13 protein-coding genes and 1 pseudogene are annotated in these 19,573 nt (G+C 47.4%); 5 read left to right on the forward strand and 9 right to left on the reverse strand.

Annotation, left to right across the window (positions count from 1 at the left end; all coding sequences use genetic code 11):
- Positions 1-106: 106 nt before the first annotated feature.
- The 3 genes from H6F73_RS00915 (at position 107) to speD (ending at position 2,684) form a co-directional block, all read left to right on the forward strand.
- On the forward strand, positions 107-526 hold the full coding sequence (locus H6F73_RS00915; RefSeq protein WP_190756950.1) for a hypothetical protein: 420 nt from the start codon (positions 107-109) through the stop codon (positions 524-526).
- 473 nt (positions 527-999) lie between these two features.
- A complete protein-coding gene (locus H6F73_RS00920; protein ID WP_190756951.1) occupies positions 1,000-2,052 on the forward strand; it encodes a pentapeptide repeat-containing protein in 1,053 nt (350 codons plus the stop codon).
- Between the two features lie 212 nt (positions 2,053-2,264).
- Positions 2,265-2,684 carry an adenosylmethionine decarboxylase gene (gene speD, locus H6F73_RS00925; protein ID WP_190756952.1) on the forward strand — a complete coding sequence of 140 codons (420 nt, stop codon included), beginning with the start codon at positions 2,265-2,267 and terminating at the stop codon, positions 2,682-2,684.
- A gap of 201 nt (positions 2,685-2,885) precedes the next feature.
- On the opposite strand, the gene H6F73_RS00930 is transcribed toward speD, so the two are convergent.
- The 4 genes from H6F73_RS00930 to H6F73_RS25850 all read right to left on the reverse strand — a co-directional run bounded on the left by H6F73_RS00930 (position 2,886) and on the right by H6F73_RS25850 (position 4,330).
- Positions 2,886-3,095: a hypothetical protein gene (locus H6F73_RS00930; RefSeq protein WP_190756953.1), complete on the reverse strand. Its 210-nt coding sequence runs from the start codon at positions 3,093-3,095 to the stop codon at positions 2,886-2,888.
- 382 nt (positions 3,096-3,477) lie between these two features.
- Entirely contained in the window at positions 3,478-3,777 is a 300-nt protein-coding gene (locus tag H6F73_RS25840) for a transposase (RefSeq protein WP_199330345.1), read from the reverse strand.
- Between the two features lie 13 nt (positions 3,778-3,790).
- Positions 3,791-4,057: a transposase gene (locus H6F73_RS25845; RefSeq protein WP_199330346.1), complete on the reverse strand. Its 267-nt coding sequence runs from the start codon at positions 4,055-4,057 to the stop codon at positions 3,791-3,793.
- A gap of 87 nt (positions 4,058-4,144) precedes the next feature.
- On the reverse strand, positions 4,145-4,330 hold the full coding sequence (locus tag H6F73_RS25850) for a transposase (RefSeq protein ID WP_199330347.1): 186 nt from the start codon (positions 4,328-4,330) through the stop codon (positions 4,145-4,147).
- Between the two features lie 581 nt (positions 4,331-4,911).
- Here H6F73_RS25850 and H6F73_RS00940 point away from each other — a divergent pair.
- Positions 4,912-9,072 carry an ATP-binding protein gene (locus H6F73_RS00940; protein WP_190756954.1) on the forward strand — a complete coding sequence of 1,387 codons (4,161 nt, stop codon included), beginning with the start codon at positions 4,912-4,914 and terminating at the stop codon, positions 9,070-9,072.
- Positions 9,073-9,897: 825 nt separating this feature from the next.
- Here H6F73_RS00940 and H6F73_RS00945 read toward each other — a convergent pair.
- The 4 genes and pseudogenes from H6F73_RS00945 to H6F73_RS00955 form a co-directional block, all read right to left on the reverse strand.
- Complete coding sequence (locus H6F73_RS00945; protein ID WP_190756955.1) at positions 9,898-10,473, reverse strand: hypothetical protein; 576 nt, start codon at positions 10,471-10,473, stop codon at positions 9,898-9,900.
- A gap of 288 nt (positions 10,474-10,761) precedes the next feature.
- Positions 10,762-13,593: a TIGR02921 family PEP-CTERM protein gene (locus H6F73_RS00950; RefSeq protein ID WP_190756956.1), complete on the reverse strand. Its 2,832-nt coding sequence runs from the start codon at positions 13,591-13,593 to the stop codon at positions 10,762-10,764.
- Positions 13,594-14,247: 654 nt separating this feature from the next.
- Positions 14,248-14,334 (reverse strand): annotated as a pseudogene (locus H6F73_RS26295) (PEP-CTERM sorting domain-containing protein); the annotation flags it as partial.
- Between the two features lie 15 nt (positions 14,335-14,349).
- Positions 14,350-17,058 (reverse strand): TIGR02921 family PEP-CTERM protein, encoded by a 2,709-nt coding sequence (locus H6F73_RS00955; RefSeq protein ID WP_242072292.1) that lies wholly within the window; start codon positions 17,056-17,058, stop codon positions 14,350-14,352.
- 477 nt (positions 17,059-17,535) lie between these two features.
- Here H6F73_RS00955 and queF point away from each other — a divergent pair, with 477 nt between their 5' ends.
- Positions 17,536-17,979, forward strand: coding sequence for a preQ(1) synthase (queF, locus tag H6F73_RS00960; RefSeq protein WP_190756957.1), 444 nt, complete (start codon positions 17,536-17,538; stop codon positions 17,977-17,979).
- Positions 17,980-18,048: 69 nt separating this feature from the next.
- Here queF and H6F73_RS00965 read toward each other — a convergent pair whose 3' ends face one another.
- Positions 18,049-19,461: a cytochrome c biogenesis protein ResB gene (locus tag H6F73_RS00965; RefSeq protein WP_190756958.1), complete on the reverse strand. Its 1,413-nt coding sequence runs from the start codon at positions 19,459-19,461 to the stop codon at positions 18,049-18,051.
- Positions 19,462-19,573 lie beyond the last annotated feature (112 nt).

A 19,573-nucleotide genomic window follows, 5' to 3' on the forward strand; every position in this document is an offset into this window, starting at 1 on the left:
GCAAGAGCGGTTCCGGGACTTTTGTGCTGTGGCGAGCTTGCGTGGATAAGCACCAGCGATTATCTTTATTTATTATGGAGTCGTTAACTTCTGCACTCCACACGAGGTGAGCTACCATATCCCCATGCGCCGAGTACGCCTGACGGAAGAGCAAGGGGCAAGTACCAGACCACAGCTATTACCGCCTGCTAAGATGGGGCGGTCAATTTCTGATGTTCGAGGTCAAGCTCGTTCGCAAACCGTGGGCAAAGCGCACCGGCTATGGGTGCCGGTGGAGGCTTGCAAACCGGCTAAAGGTGGGTCAAAGGGCGTCTGTCATGGGCAGTGTGACTCGCTGAATGCTGAGATAAAGCTCAAAGGAGCGAAGTGCTTTTTTTTGCGACTCCAGAGAATGGGTGCATATCAGGGATCGCAAACTCGGTTAAACCGGCAGTGGCCAGTTAACTTAGTCAATGTTTTCCTAGATCAGTTCTTCCTGTTTGGTAACACCTGGACGGCAAAAGATAGGGGAGGTGACAGCGGCTGAATTCAGCCGGTTTTGCAGGAGGGTTTTGGAAACCCACAAACATCCCAAATAATTGTCCAGACTGATTTGTGCGGCCCCGGTGCCGTTGCAAATAACCTTTTTACTAAAGCTTAAAACAACAGGACTTTAAAGCTTGCATGAGTGCGAATCGACAACACAAGCACTGGATGCCAAGACGTGAGTGTTTAATTGCCGCTAGGAGAGCAGAATACACCTAGCGGTTTAGAACAGTGTCGGTGTGCCTGCTAGCGGCATGACTGCTAAATTTTGATGCAACCGACAAAACAGTGTTGAGATTAACGGATGTCTTGGCACTTCTTTTGGCCGGCATCAACATCAGAAATGCTCAGCGGCATCATCGAGCGAAATCATTTTTTTTGAACCATTGTTTGACTCAGACATGAACTTTTCTACAAAAGTTTATGTAGAGCCTGGAACATCCAAAACATTAAGATAAATCAGGCAAAGCAATTATGAATACTAATGAACTTGTGAGTGCTCATGAACTTTTAAGTCGCCACGCACAAGGAGAACGAGACTTTCGAGGAGCGCAGTTGCGGCGAGCCAACTTCAGTGCGGTTAATTTGAATCGAACCAATCTCAGGGGAGCCAATCTCAAAACCGCTAACTTAACAATGGCTACACTCGTCGGCACCAACTTGAGCGAGGCTGATCTGAGTGGGGCAATTCTGTCTCAAGCCACAATGATTGAAACCAATCTGTGCCGGTCTAATCTGAGTGGGGCCATTTTGATCCAAGCTGACTTGAGCGGGTCTAGCCTGAGTGGGGCAATCATGCACAAAACAGACCTGAGTCACAGCATTCTCACGGGTGCAAGCTTGGTAGGTGCAGATTTAACAGGAGCCAACCTAACCGAGAGTGTTTGGATCGCAGCCGCTTTAAGCCGAGCGATTTTAATTGGGGTTAATGGCAGTCGAGCAAACCTAAATCGGGCTGTGTTCAGTGAGGCAAACTTGAGTGAGGCAAACTTGAGTGGAGCGAGTATGATTCGCGCTTACTTGAGTCGCGCTAATTTGAAGGGTGCCAATCTCACTGAGGTTGATTTAACTGAGGCGGATCTGCGGCAGGCTGACTTGAGTGGGGCTAACCTGAGTGGAGCCAATCTCAGTGGGGCTGATCTGAGTATGGCCAATCTTAATGGAGCTAATCTCAGGGGTGCAGACTTGCGCGGTTGCAATTTGAGTGGGTCAAATCTGAGCGGACTGTTGCTGAGTGGGGCAAACCTTAGCGGTGCGGAAATGACGCGAGCCGATTTGCGCTTAGCCAATCTATCGGGTGCGAATTTATCGGGCGCTAACCTGCTGGAGGCGGACTTGCGGGATGCTAACTTGAGTCGGGCAAATCTCTGTGGAGCCGGTTTGCTGCTCACCTATCTCAGCGGTGCTAACTTAACTCAGGCGAATCTGACAGGGACTAATTTGATTGGGGCGACCCTAAGTGGCGCTTGCTTGCATGAGGCCATTCTTGGGGGAGCGATCTTGCCGAATGGGGCCACTCATAGTTAGACCGGCTGATTGCGGTTAGAGTCAGGGCGACTGTTTTCTTAACGGTCGCCTTTTTTAACACAACCTTTGCGCTGTCAAAGGAGAAATTAAAGTTTTATATGAACTTAATCGCGAATGGAGTTTGTAAAGTTTAGTTTCGCCTTGAGCAGGATTTAAAATTCTGCTATGATTAAAAGGTTTGCGATGTACTTGGGTGGAGTGTTACAGACAGAATGAAACAAATGGGAACCCATCTGGTCGTTGATGCTTGGCAGTGTCCTGCGGAGCTTCTCAACGATCCTGAACGCATCCGCCGCGCCCTAATAGATGCGATTTCAGCTGGAGGCGCTACTCTCATTGATATGTGTGTTCACCAGTTCAGTCCACACGGCGTCACGGCAACAGCCACGTTGGCTGAGTCTCATATTGCCATCCATACTTGGCCAGAATATGGATATTTTGCTGCTGATTTATTCTTCTGTGGGGCAGGAGAGCCAAAACTGGCGATGCAGGTGCTCAAAGCCGCTCTTCAAGCTGAGCAGGTAACAATGCGAGAGATACCCCGTGGCTTTTATCCAGAGATGGGTATGGAAGAGCCTGTTTGTTCCGAGACTTATTCGACCCTTCCTCTTAAAGCCGGTGTAGTTAATTAGAGGATGAGGCGCAAGGTTAGTAAAACCTTGTTAGCTTGATGTTTGATAAGAAGTTGGGTTAGGCTATGCGCTTAACCCAACTTTTTTGTGCTTTTTCCGGGAATCGCTGGGATTAGAGGATGAGGGTTGTTGAGTTTTTTATCGACCTGTCATGGAAAATTTACAGATTGAGGTTAATGGGTGTTGGCAACTTGTTCTTCTTCAAGACAGCGGTGAATAAGTTTCAGATGTTGCTTGTGTGGCGAGATTGATGGGACGCAGATAGGTGAGTGAGTGTGGCAATTGAGGAATATGTTTGGGATAGCGTAATATCGAATTTAAAACAGTGTATTCGTTTGGGAGATTGTTTGTAAATAAATTGAGGGTGCTTAGATCCGGTTCGTTGCTGAGGACGCTATCAGAAAGTTTCATAAATTCGAGTTCCTATTAATTTTTCGTTGGATGAAATCAGTTGTTCTGGCAACTTGTGACTATCAAAATTAATTTAGGTTAGAGTAAGTTTTTGGAGTGAGTAGGTTTGTCTATGCCGGCAGCAATGGCAGATTAACAACAAACAACACTAGGAGGGGAAACTTTGTTTATTCTGGTATTCTTCTCTACTCTTTATAAGATAGTGGAGAGCGGACAAATAGCGGTTAAGACGCGGTGAGGGTTTAGTAAAATTTGGCTCTCAGGCAGCCGCTTTGTCGCCATCGTGATAGATACAAAGCCGGCTGGTAACTTTCAGCAATACAGCCTCAGTATTTTTCAAAATCGTGTCGAATCAGCCGGTATTTACCTTGTCTGTTGTGGTTTAAAAAGATATAGGGGGAGAAACGCAACAGTGAAAGAATGTCTGAGAAGTCAAAGATAATGCCAATCGTCTGAGCAAAATAGGGATCATGCCAACATAGAGGAAAGCTTCGCAAGTTTGCGGCACCATCTCATAATCTTTACTCAAGCGCCGGCACCAGTTAAACCAAGCGAAAGTACGCTCAACCAGCCATCGCTTAGGCAACACCTCGAAGCCTTGGCCGGTCTGCGGGCGCAACAGGGCTTCGATAATCCAACGATAGGTATCCATCACAAGGGAGCATAAACTTCTCAGCGCCATAGCCGCCATCACCCTAGATGCGTACTAGAGCGGGAAAGCGTTGGCGTATCTGATACAGTTTCTCAAACAAACGGCGTGCGCCATCGCCCTGATTGACATTGCCGGCAGTGACTACCACCATCCCCACTAATCGCAACGTATCGACCAACAGATGCCGCATATTGCGCCCTTTCACCTGTTTGCCGCCATCATAGCCGGCTTCGATGCTTCCCATTGTGGCAGTTTCCACCGATTGACTATCTAAGGTAGCAGCGCTGGAGGTAGGCTCATGGTCTTCCATCACTGGCACCCACTGCTGTAGCTTTCCGTTGATGCGTTGCCAAGTTCCATTAACGCGCCATTGCCGAAAATAGGGATCAACCGTTTTCTAGGCGGGAAAGTGCTGGGGTAACATCCGCAACGTGCCACCACCACACAAGATATAGAGGATACCCTTCACCACAGCTTGCCTCTCAACACTTCGGGGCCGCTCACCTACTTTAGCGCTAGGAATTAATCCTGAAAGCAGTGGGAACTGCTCCTTGGTTAAATCACTGGCATAGGATTGAGACATCGCTGTGTTAACGTCAAATCAACATTTTGCTATTGACAAGGTATCGTTATGAGAGCTTTTTTACTTTTCAGACATCCTCTTTGAGACGAGTTTCTCTAGTGAGCGCTCACCTCGGCTCGTTTCTTTAATTTCACCCCGTTTCTGCTTGTTCGTGAAGGATGCAGATTCGAGCTGATGCTCGCCTGCCTAATTCCCTTCAATCTCGAACTTCTCTATTCCTCGCCATTAGGAAGAAATCTGTGACGAAACAGGGCGAAACTTTACAATAGAATTATTAGGGCTGTCCTAGTTTTGGCGAAGGCGCAAAATAATGCCGTGCTTCAATAAATGTAAGCAGGCTAATAGAATTAAAATCAAATTTCTTCAATCCAAGGATAAAAATTGGAAGTTTAATTGCTGTGAGTGAGCGCAATTGCATCGTTATCCCTAAGGCCAGAGCATGGCTTCTATCCTTTAATGGACAATCGGCTACAACACATTGCAGACGGGATTGGAGGTAAGAGCAATATCGTCGATACCAACCCCGACTCTCTCAATCCGAACTGCGAGATGCCTAACATAGAGGATAGGGAGGATAGCGAATGAACGGACAAAGAACGAGTCCTTTTCCCAGTTCCAGTGAGATGGGAAAGCGGATGCAAGCATTAGATTGGGCACAAACTTCAGTCGGCCCAGTGGAATCATGGTCACAGAGTTTGAAATCAACCGTTCGCACCCTCTTAGGCTCGCGTTATCCCATGATCTTGCTATGGGGGCAGGAGCTAGTTCAGATTTACAACGACGCCTACATCAATTTAATCGGGACGAAGCATCCGGGTGCGCTGGGACGCTCGATTCAAGAGACCCAAGCCGAATCTTGGGATGTGATCGGCCCGATGATCGCGCAAGTGATGACAACAGGGATTCCCAACTGGGTGGAAGACCAAATGCTAGCAGTGAATAGAAAGGGCTACAACGAGGAAGCTCACTTTAGCCTGTCTTACAGCGCTGTGGAGGACGACGAAGGGGTAATTCGCGGGATGCTTTGCGTCTGTAGCGAAGTGACGATTCAGGTAATGGGTGAGCGGCGCTTGCGGTTGCAGCGCGATTTGGCAGCACGGGGGGGTGATGCACGCAGCGTTGATGTTACGTGTACTGATATCTTGGCTGCGCTCGCTGAATATCCGCTCGATGTGCCGTTTGCCCTGATCTACTTGCGCGACCAGGATGACCAAACACTGCGGCTGTGCGGCAGTGTGAGGGTGGACGCAAATGAGGAAATTGCCCCGCCTACTGTCTTGCTCGAAGCATCAACGCATCTATGGTCTTTCACCAAAGTCATGGCAGGTGACACCGCCATTGTGGAAGGTCTTGACCGCTACATCACTATTGCTGGCGGCCCTTGGGGTGAAAGGGTTCACCAAGCGATCGTGTTGCCCATTCCTTCATCCAACGTGACCGCGCCCCTGGGAGTGCTGATCGCTGGGATTAGTCCTAACTGCGCTTTGGATGAAGGCTACCAATCGTTCTACGAACTTTTGGCTGGGCAGGTTTCGGTTTCTATCCGCAATGCCCAGGCATATCAGGAAGAGCGCCGCCGCGCCGAGATGCTGGCAGAAATTGATCGGGCGAAGACAGTCTTCTTCTCAAATGTCAGCCACGAGTTTCGCACACCCCTGACCTTGATGCTGAATCCGCTCGAAGATGTCCTCCAAAGCGGTAATTTGCCTGCCTCCGAACGGGAACAAATCAGCGTAGCGCACCGCAATAGCTTGCGTCTGTTGAAGCTCGTCAACACCCTGCTAGATTTTTCCCGCCTTGAAGCCGGTCGGATACAAGCCATCTACGAGCCGACAGATTTAGCAACCCTCACTGCCGATCTGGCTAGTGTGTTTCGATCTGCGATCGAAAAGGCAGGATTGCAACTTGTCGTCGATTGCCCTCCTCTGTCTGAGCGAGTTTATGTTGATCGCGATATGTGGGAGAAGATTGTACTCAATCTGCTCTCTAACGCCTTCAAATTCACATTTGAGGGACAAATCTCAGTTTCACTGCACTCTGTAGAAGACTCGGTTGAACTGGTTGTTAAAGACACGGGAACCGGCATTCCAGCGAATGAGTTGCCCCATCTATTTGAGCGTTTCCATCGCGTTGCAGGGGCACAGGGACGTTCCTACGAGGGGTCAGGCATTGGGCTGTCGCTCGTGCAGGAATTAGTCAAATTGCATGGCGGCACGGTAGCCGTCAGTAGTGCGCTGGATGAAGGCAGTACCTTTGTCGTGCGGCTACCAATGGGTTCGACTCACCTGCCACCAGAATGCATTCAAGCGGCCCGAATTCAGACCTTAACCGCTTCAGGTGCAACTTCTCATGTGGAAGAAGCCTTAGGGTGGGTTGCAGAAATTAAAAAAGACTCATCGTCTATAGGCGAAGTGTTGCCTCGCCGCTCATCTGCCCGGATTTTGTTGGCAGATGACAATGCTGATATGCGTCATTATCTGCAACGGCTCTTGAGCAAACACTATGACGTAGAAGTGGTTGCAGATGGGCAAGCTGCCTTGGAAGCCGTTCGTGTTCAAGTTCCAGATTTAGTGTTAACCGATGTAATGATGCCAAGGCTTGATGGGTTTGGATTGCTCCGGGAACTCCGGGCTGATCCACAAACTCGTGCCATTCCGATTCTGCTGCTCTCGGCTCGTGCCGGTGAAGAAGCCGCCGTTGAGGGATTGGCAGCCGGTGCCGATGATTATTTGGTGAAGCCATTTAGTGCGCGGGAATTGTTGGCACGGGTGGCAACGAATTTAGAGTTAGGTCGAGAGCGTCAAGCAACCGCTCGCCGCCGCATCGAATCCATCCTAGAAAGCATTACTGATGGCTTTATAGCGATTGATCGCCAGTGGCGCTACGTCTACGCCAACCAGGAAGCCGAAGTTCTGCTACAGAAGAGTCGATCCGAGTTACTGGGTCATGTGATGTGGGAAGTCTTTCCCGACTTGGTTGGTTCACCATTTGAGGTTGGATTGCGTCAGGCAGCCGAACAACAGATTACGGTTGAACTCGATGAATTCTATCCACCGCTCAACACCTGGTTTGAACTTCGCATTTACCCCGCGACCGAAGGGCTGTCGGTCTATTTCCACAACATCAGTGAACGCAAGCAGGCAGAAGCTGCCCTCCGTGAAAGTGAAGCGAAGTTTCGGACAATCGCCGATACAATGCCGCAGATTGTTTGGAGTACCACAACCGATGGCTATCACGACTACTTCAATCAGCGGTGGTATGACTACACGGGAATGCGGCACACGGATAACCAAGGTTGGAATTGGAAAGAGTACCTCCATCCTGATGACTACGATCTCGTTGTAGAAATTTGGCAGCATTCCCTCAAAACGGGTGAACCTTACGAGGTTGAATATCGCTTTCGTCGGGCTGAGGATGGGATGTACCGTTGGTTTATTGGGCGGGCGCTTCCCATCCATGATGACGAGGGAAACATCATCCGTTGGTTTGGCACCTGTACTGATATCGATGAGCAGAGACAGCTATTGGAACAACGAGAACAATTGCTAGAGCGGGAACGGGCAGCCAGAAACGAGTCTGAGCGAGTCAGCCGCATGAAAGATGAGTTTTTGGCAACGCTCTCTCACGAACTTCGCACGCCGCTCAATGCCATTCTGGGCTGGTCGCAACTGCTTCGTAAAGGCGCACTGAAACCAGAGATGGTTGAGCAAGGCGTGAATACGATTGAGCGCAATGTACGAATGCAAGCGCAACTGATCGAAGATTTGTTGGATATGAACCGAATCATTTCTGGCAAAATTCGCCTGGATGTGCAGCGGGTAGATTTGGTGTCAGTGATTGAAGCAGCAGTGGAGACCGTAGGACTGGCAGCACAAGCCAAAGAGATTTGTTTACAGAAGGTGTTAGATCCTCTAGCAGGGGTTGTTTCAGGTGACCCCGCCCGGCTACAGCAGATTGTCTGGAATCTACTATCAAATGCCATCAAATTCACCCCAAAAGCAGGTAGGGTTCTAGTAATTTTGGAGCGGGTGCGCTCGCAGGTTGAAATTAGCGTTATTGACACCGGACAAGGAATTGAGCCAGAGTTTTTGCCCTATGTGTTCGAGCGATTTAGACAAGCAGATGGCTCAACCACCCGCCGTCATGGCGGACTTGGACTTGGTCTTTCTATTGTCCGCAGTTTGACCGAGTTGCATGGAGGCACGGTTCGGGCTGAAAGTGCAGGAGCTGGACTTGGCGCGACCTTCGTGGTGGCACTGCCGGTGGTTGCGGTTCATGCCAAAACTTTTGAACCAGAGGAGCTTACTCTAGAAACAGTTGATAACGCTTCCACTGACCCTGACGCACCTAACCTCAGCGGAGTAAATGTGCTAGTTGTGGACGACGAGCTAGATGCGCGTGAATTAATTAAGGTGATTCTTGAACAAGCCCAAGCCGAGGTGATAACGGCTGGCTCGACTCTACAAGCCTTGGAGTTGCTAGAAAGCAATAAACCTGATGTGCTGGTGAGTGATATTGGTATGCCCGAAGAAGACGGTTATCAGTTCATACGCCAAGTGCGATCGCTCCCGCCGGCACAGGGTGGGAAAATCCCAGCAATTGCACTAACTGCCTATGCACGACAGGAGGATCGAAAGCTTGCCCTGTTATCTGGCTATCAAATGCATATCACCAAACCAGTGGAACCATCCGAACTAATAGCGGTTATCTCTAGTTTAAGTAGCCTAATGGAAAGACGATAGATTAAATTTACTTTCGTTCTCTGTGAAGGTTTACCTTATAGCGTAAATCTTCACGCACCCCTGACAGTGAATCTGCCTCGAAGAGAGAATTTTCATTGTCTCCTAACGGGATTTAAACAGATATCAAGCTCAAATACAACCCAAAGCCTTTTTGTAATCGAAGAATACGTCTTGATTTTGATAAGGCGTTGCACGCTTATAGTATGATAAAAAGATATCGTTAACTAAAAAAAACGTATGTTTTGTCCTAATTATTAGTCCACAAATCTCAATAACAATGGCTTAAAAAGAGGGAAAAAGCCATATTATTTCAGAGTGCCGTCGGCAATTTATAGATGTTTATTTTGACAAAGGATAATCCCTAGAGGTGAAAAAGCCGTGTCTCCATCTCTACCTCGAAGGAAATGGATTTCGGCGGAGAGAACGTCTGAGTGGAGTTTTTCATAATGCAGTTATTAACTAGGTTAAAGAGGCGGGAAACAGCCTACCAGCCGAACCCGATGCTTATGAAATTCTCGAAATAGTCCAGATATGGCGCTTTTCTCTCATTAGTAACCGTTGGGGTTTTGAGAAACTCGATTTTTTAGAAAAATCGGATTCTTAACGTTCACAAATAATTAGGGTTGCTATAGCCGGCTACAAAATTACATAAAAATTTTTATTACAAGTGTTTTAATAAATAAAAAATTAGTTAACTTCAGCACTTGAAGACAACTGCTTTGCAAATAATGCTGCATACTTTTGACGCGAAAAAATTCGGAAAGTGAGAAGTGAGAAGCGCTTAAAAATTTAAGTAGCTTGTGACTTCTCACTCGCACATCGATGCTAGCGCTTAAGCAACATGGGACGCACAATCCAGTAGCCGGCACCAAACGCAGCGACCACAATTAAAAAGATCGTAACAGCCAACCACACTCCACCCATATCAGAAGATCGTCTTGGTTTCGGCCCGCGACGAGGACGAACTTCTTGTTGTTCTGTAAACAATGGCTGTGCAAACGCTGAGTTGCCGGCATCTGGATCAAATACCGGGAATGGGTTGTTCATCACCGCCTCTGTGCCGGCAGAATGAACCCCCTGAGAAGTCTGGCTGGGGTAAGGAGGCTGCATCCCGAATGTGGAGTTACCGGCAGCGCGAGGCGTAGCTGTTGGCGTATACGGCTGGAATGAGTTGACAACCTGCTGCAGACGATAGGTTGATTGCACAACCTTGTCAATTTCCAGGCGCAATTGCTGATTTTCTTGGAGTAAGTGCTGGTTGTGAGCGTTAACAGACTCCATCTGAGTCTTAGTAGCTTCCAATTCTGCTGCCATTTGCCGGTAGATGGAAATGGGGACAGACGGAGAGTAGGATTGGGGTTCGGTTGGCATCGAGTTGCCAGAGGCGGTCACATTTCGCATAAACGATTAAGAATTTAAATGAACGTCTGAAGTTGAGCAGAAGTGCTTTTACGCAGAGCCGGTTTATAAAACTATGACTCAGATTAGAACAAGCCGAACCACAATTCGTCAAGCAATTCGCCACAAATTTCTAAGATATAGCGGCTTGGGCTTGAATGCAAAACTAACTGAGTGTTCCCCTAGTCCCTTCTGTGCAAGGAATAAGAAAGGGGGAACCTTGCTTCCCCCTTGCAAAAACAAAAATTTATTCGGCTTCCACCTCGTTACAGAAGGGGGAAGTTCACCGGCTTATATCCGTGACTTGAACCGGCGTCGTTGACGCGCGACAATCAACATCACTGTGCCGGCAGCTAAACCGATAACTGTTCCAGGTTCAGGGACACTGGCGTTTAAAGGATTGTTTGGCGTCCCTAACTGCTCTTTGCCGTCTTCCACTTGCCGTTCAAAACGGTTGGCATCGGCTTCCGCTTCTTTGAGCGCTTTGCGTTGCTCATCGTTGACCAGTACAATCATCGATGAGTAAGGAGTGACTATTTTGAAGTTTTTAGCGATTGCATGAATCGCATCGAGTTGAGAAATTTCGTTTCCCTTGATCGTCTTGCTCAACCCTAAAACTAACTGCCGTGCAGCTAACGGTTCAAAGCCGGTGTTAGAAGTTGCCTTCGCTTTGTTGTCTGGTGTCACCTTGTCTTTATTTCCTGGTTGTGGCTTAGCGGTTTCACTCGCCGGCTTTTCCATAACCCAGGCATAACCATCCACCACACTCACCGCAGATGGCCCTAAAGCGGCCTTGGTTGCCATTCGTTCCAAGACTTCTGGCAGGTTGGTTGCAACGCCTCCACCGCTATCTTGAATGGCTTTTAAGGTGGCATCATCATAAGCCGGCGGCATTGCACCTAAATGCACCATCCATGCCGGTGCCGGCATAAAAGGCACTTCTTTACTGTCATCGGACAATTCATAACTGCCTTCATCCGTCACAACTAAAATGCCATCGTAGGCAGTATCGCCTCGCAATTGTACAAACTGCCGCAGCATTTCCTTCAGTTGGAGTGTGCCATAAAACGGCATCTTCCCCGTATCAAATTTTTGCAGATCGTCGATGCGCTGGGGTTGTTTACCTGTGGATGCAGTGACATACAAATCAGCATCATTATTAGCAAAGTTATTATCAGCAAAGCCGCGAGCTTTTAACCAATTGAATGTCTCGCTTATTTGCTGAGTATGAGCCGCCATACTGCGCGAACTATCGAGAACAACTGCAAAGCGCTTGCCTATTGGCAAAGTGTAATCTTTTTCGACTAACGGCTTTGCGGTAATGCGGGAGCCATCTGGTAAATTCACTTGATGGGTTGCCGGCTTGTATTCCCCCTCTGCCGGCAAATAAGCTTCTAACCAGTTATCTTGGAAATCTGTAACCGTTTTTCCATTGCGGATGCGCTCGGTGTCTTTTGTCCAAAAAATATTGCGTTTTTCTCCTAAAACCGGCAATGGCCAACCCTTTTCTTGTCGCATTACTTGATAAGTCAGCCACAAATTCATTTCGGTTGGACGCTGGATTTTGCTGTCCCGCTCCCAACTTCTTAATGGAGTGGGAACTGGAAATGCTCGTAGCCGGTAATGACGTGGCCCTACTTGTTCGAGAAGTGCTGGATCGACAGGCCGGTAGCGGTTCACCTGTTGGTTATAAACTTTTTGAGCGGCACCACGAGGTGAAACGGTGAAAGGGAAGCGCTTGGATCGATCATTTGTATCACCCAGCCACACGCCGGTTATAACGGCGCTTTCTGGTAGTGAGAAGTAATAAAGAACTTCTTCAACATCTGCCGTTTGGTTTTTATAGACTTCGTAAAGTTCTACATCTGCCCAATCTCCGTGAGGTTTTACGGTGACTTCTTGCGTTTGCAGCCACACTTTTTTCTGACCGATATTCAGCAATCCTGCTTTCGCTTCGTCCCGATTCACCGTAGATTTTAAGGCGTGTAAAACAGTTTTTTGTTCGCCTTTTTGAATGGGTTGGTCAAAAAAATCTGCGTAGAGTTTTTCAGCTTTTTCGATATCTTTACGAGAGCCGTTGTACAAAAACGGTGCCATCAGCCGATTGTAGCTATCTTGTAAAAATTGCGAGACGGGTTGAGGGGTGTTAAAAGTATCTTCATACATCACCCGGATCTGGTTACTTTCTTGGATGGTGCTGAGATAGCGGTAGGAAGACAAGTAAGCGTTGAGTAAGCCGGCGCGAATGGTATCGGATTTAGCGACAAGTTCTGCTCTAGCGCTATCAGTCGCAGCCGGCTTATCTAGTAGTTCAAATGCCTGTAATTGCGGCTGTTGCTGAAATGAGATGAATAAGATCATCCAGGCTGTGACGACTCCTAGAGAGCCGGCAAAAGCGCGGGTTCGCCCATTTTGGCTGGCAAAGGCGCGTAAAATGCGAATGCCAGATTGAATGTAGGAACTTGCCAATAATGAGGGCATGGCAAGAAATAGGGTACAACTAATGCCAAAGAGGAGAAGCAGGAGAAAGCTGCTAAAGGCGTAGTTGATAAAATATAAGGGTTCTGAAGTCAGTATTCGCCAAAGTTCGCCTAAAAATCCGAAGACACCGAATACGACGGCGGGGGCTGCCGGCACGGCATAAAACAGCAGCAAAAGGCCGGCATAGAGGCCAACTATCAGCATCAGGCTGTGAGCGATCAGTTGCGTCCAAGCGAGTGCTGGATGACGTTCAGCATAGCCATAGAGGAGTTCGAGGAGAAAGGCTGCGACACACACAACTACGGTGCCGAGAATTAAGGTACTGGCGGGGGTGAGTTCCCGCAAAATAAAGAAGCGGAGCAGGCACAGGGCGAATAAGGGAGCTTCTACGCCATAAAATAGACGCATCAGCTGTACGGGTTGTTTGCGAAAACGCCATGCTCCGAGGACTGTGCAGGCAGCCGGCACGGCAATTAGAGCGGTGAGGGTGAGGATAAATTCACCGGGAATCAAGCCAGTGAAGGTTGCATCGACTAATGCCAGCCCTATTAAGGGTAGTATTCCTAGGTAGGTCAGCAACAGAAAGGTAAGATTCCAAAGCCAAAAAATGACTTGGAATAAGGCATCAAGCCTGTTTTTCATCGTGAACTCCTTTCAAATTTGGTTTGGATGAACTACACAGCCGGTTTTGTCCATTCCTGATTTCTTGAGGCGCACTTATCTTAATGTTCAGTTTTGCGTTGAGCCGGCACTGAATCTTCGCCTGCTTGATTTCTCCTGCTCAAATTTATTAAAGCCGGCACGTTATTGCCAAGATTGCCAAACAATTCGTAATATTGGGTATTAACCTCATATATTTTTCATTTTTAGTATAATTTTAAAAGCATTAAAAAAGTTTTATCAGCGTTGTTTAAAGCTTCTATATTTTTAAGACAAAAAAGTAATTATTAATTGCTTTATGATTGAAATTAGTCTGTTAATCAGATTTATAAATCATGATAGAAAATCAGGAAAAATATTGATTGGCCATTGCCTTGATCAAAAGCTGAAAGCTAAGCTAGAAATTGTTTGTAGCGTTCAAAATTCCATCTAATACTAAATCCGGTTAGGGTTGGCGACTGAAAAATCGGGTGCGTGAGGCACACCCGCCCTACGATCCGATAGTGTTTCGCTCCCCAAACAAAGAGTCTGAGTTAACCGGATTTGGTATAAGAAAAGGGGAACCTTGCTTCCCCCTTGCAAAAACAAAAATTTATTCGGCTTCCACCTCGTTACAGAAGGGGGAAGTTCATCGGCTTATATCCGTGAGTTGAACCGGCGTCGCTGACGCGCGACAATCAACATCAGCGTGCCGGCAGCTAAACCGATAACTGTTCCAGGTTCAGGGACACTGGCATTTTAACGATTGCGTCGCTGAGAGAGATCTTTGCCATCTTCCACTTGCCGTTCAAAACGGTTGGCATCCGCTTCCGCTTCTTTGAGCGCTTTGTGTTGCTCATCGTTGACCAGTACAATCATCGACGAGTAGGGAGTGACTATTTTGAAGTTTTTAGCGATTGCATGAATCGCATCAAGTTGAGAAATTTCATTGCCCTTGATCGTCTTGCTCAACCCTAAAACGAACTGCCGCGCAGCTAACGGTTCAAAGCCGGTGTTAGAAGTTGCCTTAGCTTTGTTTTCTGGTGTCACCTTGTCTTTGTTACCAGGTTGTGCCTTAGCGGTTTCACTCACCGGCTTCTCCATAACCCAAGCATATCCATCCACCACACTCACCGCAGATGGCCCTAAAGCGGCTTTGGTTGCCATTCGTTCCAAGACTTCTGGCAGGTTGGTTGCAACGCCTCCACCGCTATCTTGAATGGCTTTTAAGGTGGCATCATCATAAGCCGGCGGCATTGCACCTAAATGCACTATCCATGCCGGTGCCGGCATCATCGGCACTTCTTTACTGTCATCGGACAATTCATAACTGCCTTCATCCGTCACAACTAAAATGCCATCGTAGGCAGTATCGCCTCGCAACTGTACAAATTGCCGCAGCATTTCCTTCAGTTGGAGTGTGCCATAAAACGGCATTTTCCCTGCATCAAATTTTTGCAGATCGTCGATGCGCTGGGGTTGTTTACCTGTGGATGCAGTGACATACAAATCAGCATCATTATTGGCAAAGTTATTATCAGCAAAGCCGCGAGCTTTTAACCAATTGAATGTCTCGCTTATTTGCTGAGTATGAGCAGCCATACTGCGCGAACTATCGAGAACAACTGCAAAGCGCTTGCCTATTGGCAAAGTGTAATCTTTTTCTGCTAACGGCTTTGCTGTAATGCGGGAGCCATCTGGTAAATTCACTTGATGGGATGTCGGCTTGTATTGTCCTTCTGCCGGCAAATAAGCTTCTAACCAATTATCTGGGAAATCTTTAACGGCTTGTCCGTTGCGGATGCGCTGAGTATCTTTTGTCCAAAAGATGTTGCGTTTTTCTCCTAAAACCGGCAATGGCCAACCCTTTTCTTGTCGCATTACTTGATAAGTCAGCCACAAATTCATCCGCCGCGATCTGGGAATCAGAAATACTCTCAGGCGGTAATGGCGTGGCCCCACTTGTTCGAGGAGTGCTGGATCGGCAGTCCGAGCACGTTCCAGCTGATCGACAGACCGACCATACCGACGCTCCACCTGTTGGTTATAAACTTTTTGAGCAGCACCACGAGGTGAAACGTTGAAGGGGAAACGCTTGTCTCGATCATTGGTGTTACGCAGCCACACGCCCGTTAGAACAGCACTTTCTGGTAGGGAAAAGTAATAAAGGACTTCTTCCATATCAGTCGTTTCGTTCGTTTCGTTTTTATAGCGTTCGTACAGCTCCACATCTGCCCAATCTCCGTGAGGTTCTACGGTAACTTGTTGCGTTTGTAGCCACACTTTTTTCTGACCAATATTCAGCAGTCCTGCTTTTGCTTTGCCGGGATACCAGGTAGATGGTAAAGCGTGGAGAACTGCTTTTTGTTCGCCTTTTTGAATGGGTTTGTCAAAAAAATGAGCGTAGAGTTTTTCGGCTTTTTCGATATCTTTGCGAGAACCGTTGTATAAAAACGGTGACATCAGCCGATTGTAGCTATCTTGTAAAAATTGGGAGAGGGGTTCGGGGGTGTTCAAAGTATCTTCATACATCTCCCGAATATGGTTATTTTCTTTGATGGTGCTGAGATAGCGATAGGAAGACAAGTAGGCGTTGAGTAAGCCGGCGCGAATGATATCGGACTTAGCGACAAGTTCTGCTCTAGCGCTATCAGTAGCAGCCGGCTGATCTAGGAATTTAAATGCTTGTATTTGCGGCTGTTGTTGAAATGAAATCAATAAGATCATCCAAGCTGTAACGACACCGAGAGCGCCGGCACACGCACGGGTTTTCCCATGTTGGCCGGCAAAGGCACGTAAAACGCGATAGCCAGATTGAATGTAGGAACTTGGCAATAATAAAAACACAGGAAAAACTAGCAGACAACGCAAGCCAGAGGAGAAAACCATGCCGAAGACGAGAAACGCGTAAAACCCATAGCTGTTTGGTTCTAAAACCGCTGTCTCCCAACCTTCGCGTAAGGAGATGCGGAATAAGCTGAACTCGGAAGCGGCTAACGGCGCAGCGTAAAACAGTAGTACAAGCCCAGCGTACAAGCCGACTATCAGCATAAGACTGTGAGCGATCAGTTGCATCCACGCAAGCACTCGATGAGGTTTAGCATAGCCATAGAGGAGTTCGAGGAGAAAGGCTAGGGGACACACCATGATGGTGCCGAGAATGAATGTAATTTCAGGCGTGTGGCGGAACTGGCACAGGATATATAACAGGAAATATAGAGGAGCCGCTACGCCATGAAATAGACGCATTACCTGTAGGGGTTGTTTTTGAAAACGCAATGCCTGACGTATACAGGCTATTGACAGTGGAATTAGAGCGGAGAAGGTAATGAGAAGTTCAAGTCCGTTCACGTCCATCATGCCGGCGAAGGCTGCTAAGAAAAGTGCCGCTAAGGGCAGGTACATTAGCGTGAGAATATAAAAGCCAGAAATGAATATAAATAAGCCATTAAGCCAATGTTTTATCATGAACTCCTCTTAAATTTGGTTTGGATGAACTACACAGCCGGTTTTGTCGATTCCTGATTTCTTGAGGCGCACTTATCTTAATGTTCAGTTTTGCGTTGAGCCGGCACTGAATCTTCGCCTGCTTGATTTCTCCTGCTCAAATTTATTAAAGCCGGCACCTTATTGCCAAGATTGCCAAACAATTCGTAATATTGGGTATTAACCTCTGATACTTTTAAAAAATTGCTTTAATTTTTAAAACGTCTATTAATATTTTTTAGCCCTTCTGAAAGTTTCTCTTTTTTAGTGAGAACAAGCAATTGTTAATTGCTGTATAATTGAAATTAGGCAGTTAACGCGATTTGTAAATTATGATCAATAATCCGGAAAATTAATAATTTTACCTTGCCTTAATTAAAAGCTAAAAGCTAAGCTAGAGATTGTTCGCAGCGGTCAAAATTCCATCTAAAATCTGCCCAGCCAAAATTCAAAATCGATATGAGCCATTCCCTAACCCAGCAAGATTTATCGCCGGAAGCTAGCACCGGCACTCAAACTCCCGAAATGAAGTACGGCGAACGCAATATTGCGGAGGGAAACCTGATTGTCTTCCCCAATCCGCGAGTGGGACGCCGGTACAACATCAACATTACTTTGCCAGAGTTTACCTGCAAATGTCCGTTTTCTGGCTATCCAGACTTTGCCACGATTCACATCACTTATGTGCCCGATCAATCTGTAGTGGAACTCAAAGCGATCAAGCTGTATATCAACAGTTACCGTGATCGCTACATCTCCCACGAAGAATCGGTGAATCAAATCTTGGATGATTTCGTTGCCGCTTGCGATCCGCTTGAGGTCACAATTAAGGGAGATTTTTCACCTCGCGGCAACGTTCATACAGTCATAGAAGTTCACCATCAGAAGCCGACTAAGGCATAACAAAGTAGCAATTTCAAAACAAAGGAACGCACAGAAATAACTTCTATTGCGTTCCTTTGTTTTTTGCATTTAAGCTGCAACAACTGCGCGGGTTTCCTCGGTTGCCGAAAGTCGGTCTAAAACTTCCACCACTTCGCGTTCAAACGCAACTTGAGCGCGGTTGGTTCTGCCGCCCACGTAAAGTTGACCGTCTTTTTGCAGCGCCCAAACTTGGGAGTGGGAGACGTAACTCATCATCACACCCAGCATGAGTAAACCGAAGCCGGTGTAGACGAGAGGGATGCCTGGATCGGCTTTAATTTGCAAGCCGGTGCTGCCGATGACTTGAACGATTTTCAGGGTAACACCATTGATTTCTGTTGCCATGCCGGCGCGAAGTGTGGTGCTGAGTTGACCTTTGGCGTCGTAAATCAGCAGTGTTCCTTGCAAGTCTCTCGCTAACAGGGAGACGCCTTCACTGAAATCTGGCTTGGTGGGAATCCAGGTTCCCCAGATGCGCCCTTGCCCTTTGGAATCGAGTTGAGCCATTGGTAATTGCAAGATTGGGCTTTTGTTGACTTGTACTTGAATGCCGGCAATTCCCCAATCGGTTTGGTACATTGTCACGCCTTTGTACCGCAAAGGTTTGTTGACGTGAATCGTTTGGCGGTCAACTTCCTGTTCCTGCCGGTCTAAGACTGAGAGATCCGAGTAAAATTGGTCGATGTTGCCATCAGGTGTGTAGTCAATCCAGAAACGATTGACTCGTACTGACCAATCTTTCGGAATTTGCGGCGCTGCCCAAGGGCCGGCATCAACAATATTATTAATGTGAAAGCTATTGCCGCTGGGGACGAGTTCTTGAGCCATGAAGCCGGTCATCGCGCCCAAAATCGAGCCGGCGAGAATGATCAGCATACTGGCATGGACGACAATCGGGCCAATACGTCCAACTAATCCTTTACGGGCATAAAGCGTTTCGCCTTCCCGAAACACCCGATAGCGCCGGCTTTGCAACAATTGTTCTAAGGAATTGAGAGACGCGGTATTTCGCATTTCCACAGCCGTGTCAATTTGAGCACTGAGGGCTAATTTTTCAAACTGACGAGGCAGATCGTAGAATTTCCACCGGCGGGCTGCGGTTAGGGCGGGAAATTGGCGGGTGAAGGTGCAGGCGGTTAAGCTCGACCCAAATAAAATCAGAATTGACAAAAACCACCAAGTACGATAAACGTGATCGAGTCCAAAAGCGAGTAGCACCTTCCAACTTAGGAAGCCAAACAGGGCGGGATCTTCGGGATAATTGGCTTGATAAAACGCCAGTGATTGACCTTGCTCAATGACGGTGCCGGAGATGCTAAAAGCGGCGATCGCTAACAGCAATAGAATTGCCAGCCGCAAATCAGCTATCAGAGGCAACACCTCTTTCCGGAAAAAACGCGTTGGCAGTGTGCCCCAATGCAATATTTTTGTTAAAAATGAATCTGTCGGTCCTGCCGTCACAGTCTACCTCTGTTGCGATTTGCTTATTGTTAATTGTAGAAAAGTTATAGCCTTAACTCTCTTAACAATGAGGGATTCGCTAAGATTTTTCAACTGTTCGCTCACTCACGAT

Source organism: Microcoleus sp. FACHB-68 (genome assembly GCF_014695715.1).
Lineage (GTDB): Bacteria > Cyanobacteriota > Cyanobacteriia > Cyanobacteriales > Oscillatoriaceae > FACHB-68.

Bases quoted from the DNA above. Each gene is read 5' to 3' on its own strand.
- H6F73_RS00920 (WP_190756951.1), top strand. From the start codon at position 1,000: ATGAATACTAATGAACTTGTGAGTGCTCATGAACTTTTAAGTCGCCAC.
- speD (WP_190756952.1), top strand. From the start codon at position 2,265: ATGAAACAAATGGGAACCCATCTGGTCGTTGATGCTTGGCAGTGTCCT.
- H6F73_RS00930 (WP_190756953.1), bottom strand. From the start codon at position 3,095: ATGAAACTTTCTGATAGCGTCCTCAGCAACGAACCGGATCTAAGCACC.
- H6F73_RS25840 (WP_199330345.1), bottom strand. From the start codon at position 3,777: ATGGCGCTGAGAAGTTTATGCTCCCTTGTGATGGATACCTATCGTTGG.
- H6F73_RS25845 (WP_199330346.1), bottom strand. From the start codon at position 4,057: ATGGAAGACCATGAGCCTACCTCCAGCGCTGCTACCTTAGATAGTCAA.
- H6F73_RS25850 (WP_199330347.1), bottom strand. From the start codon at position 4,330: ATGTCTCAATCCTATGCCAGTGATTTAACCAAGGAGCAGTTCCCACTG.
- H6F73_RS00940 (WP_190756954.1), top strand. From the start codon at position 4,912: ATGAACGGACAAAGAACGAGTCCTTTTCCCAGTTCCAGTGAGATGGGA.
- H6F73_RS00945 (WP_190756955.1), bottom strand. From the start codon at position 10,473: ATGCGAAATGTGACCGCCTCTGGCAACTCGATGCCAACCGAACCCCAA.
- H6F73_RS00950 (WP_190756956.1), bottom strand. From the start codon at position 13,593: ATGAAAAACAGGCTTGATGCCTTATTCCAAGTCATTTTTTGGCTTTGG.
- H6F73_RS00955 (WP_242072292.1), bottom strand. From the start codon at position 17,058: ATGATAAAACATTGGCTTAATGGCTTATTTATATTCATTTCTGGCTTT.
- queF (WP_190756957.1), top strand. From the start codon at position 17,536: ATGAGCCATTCCCTAACCCAGCAAGATTTATCGCCGGAAGCTAGCACC.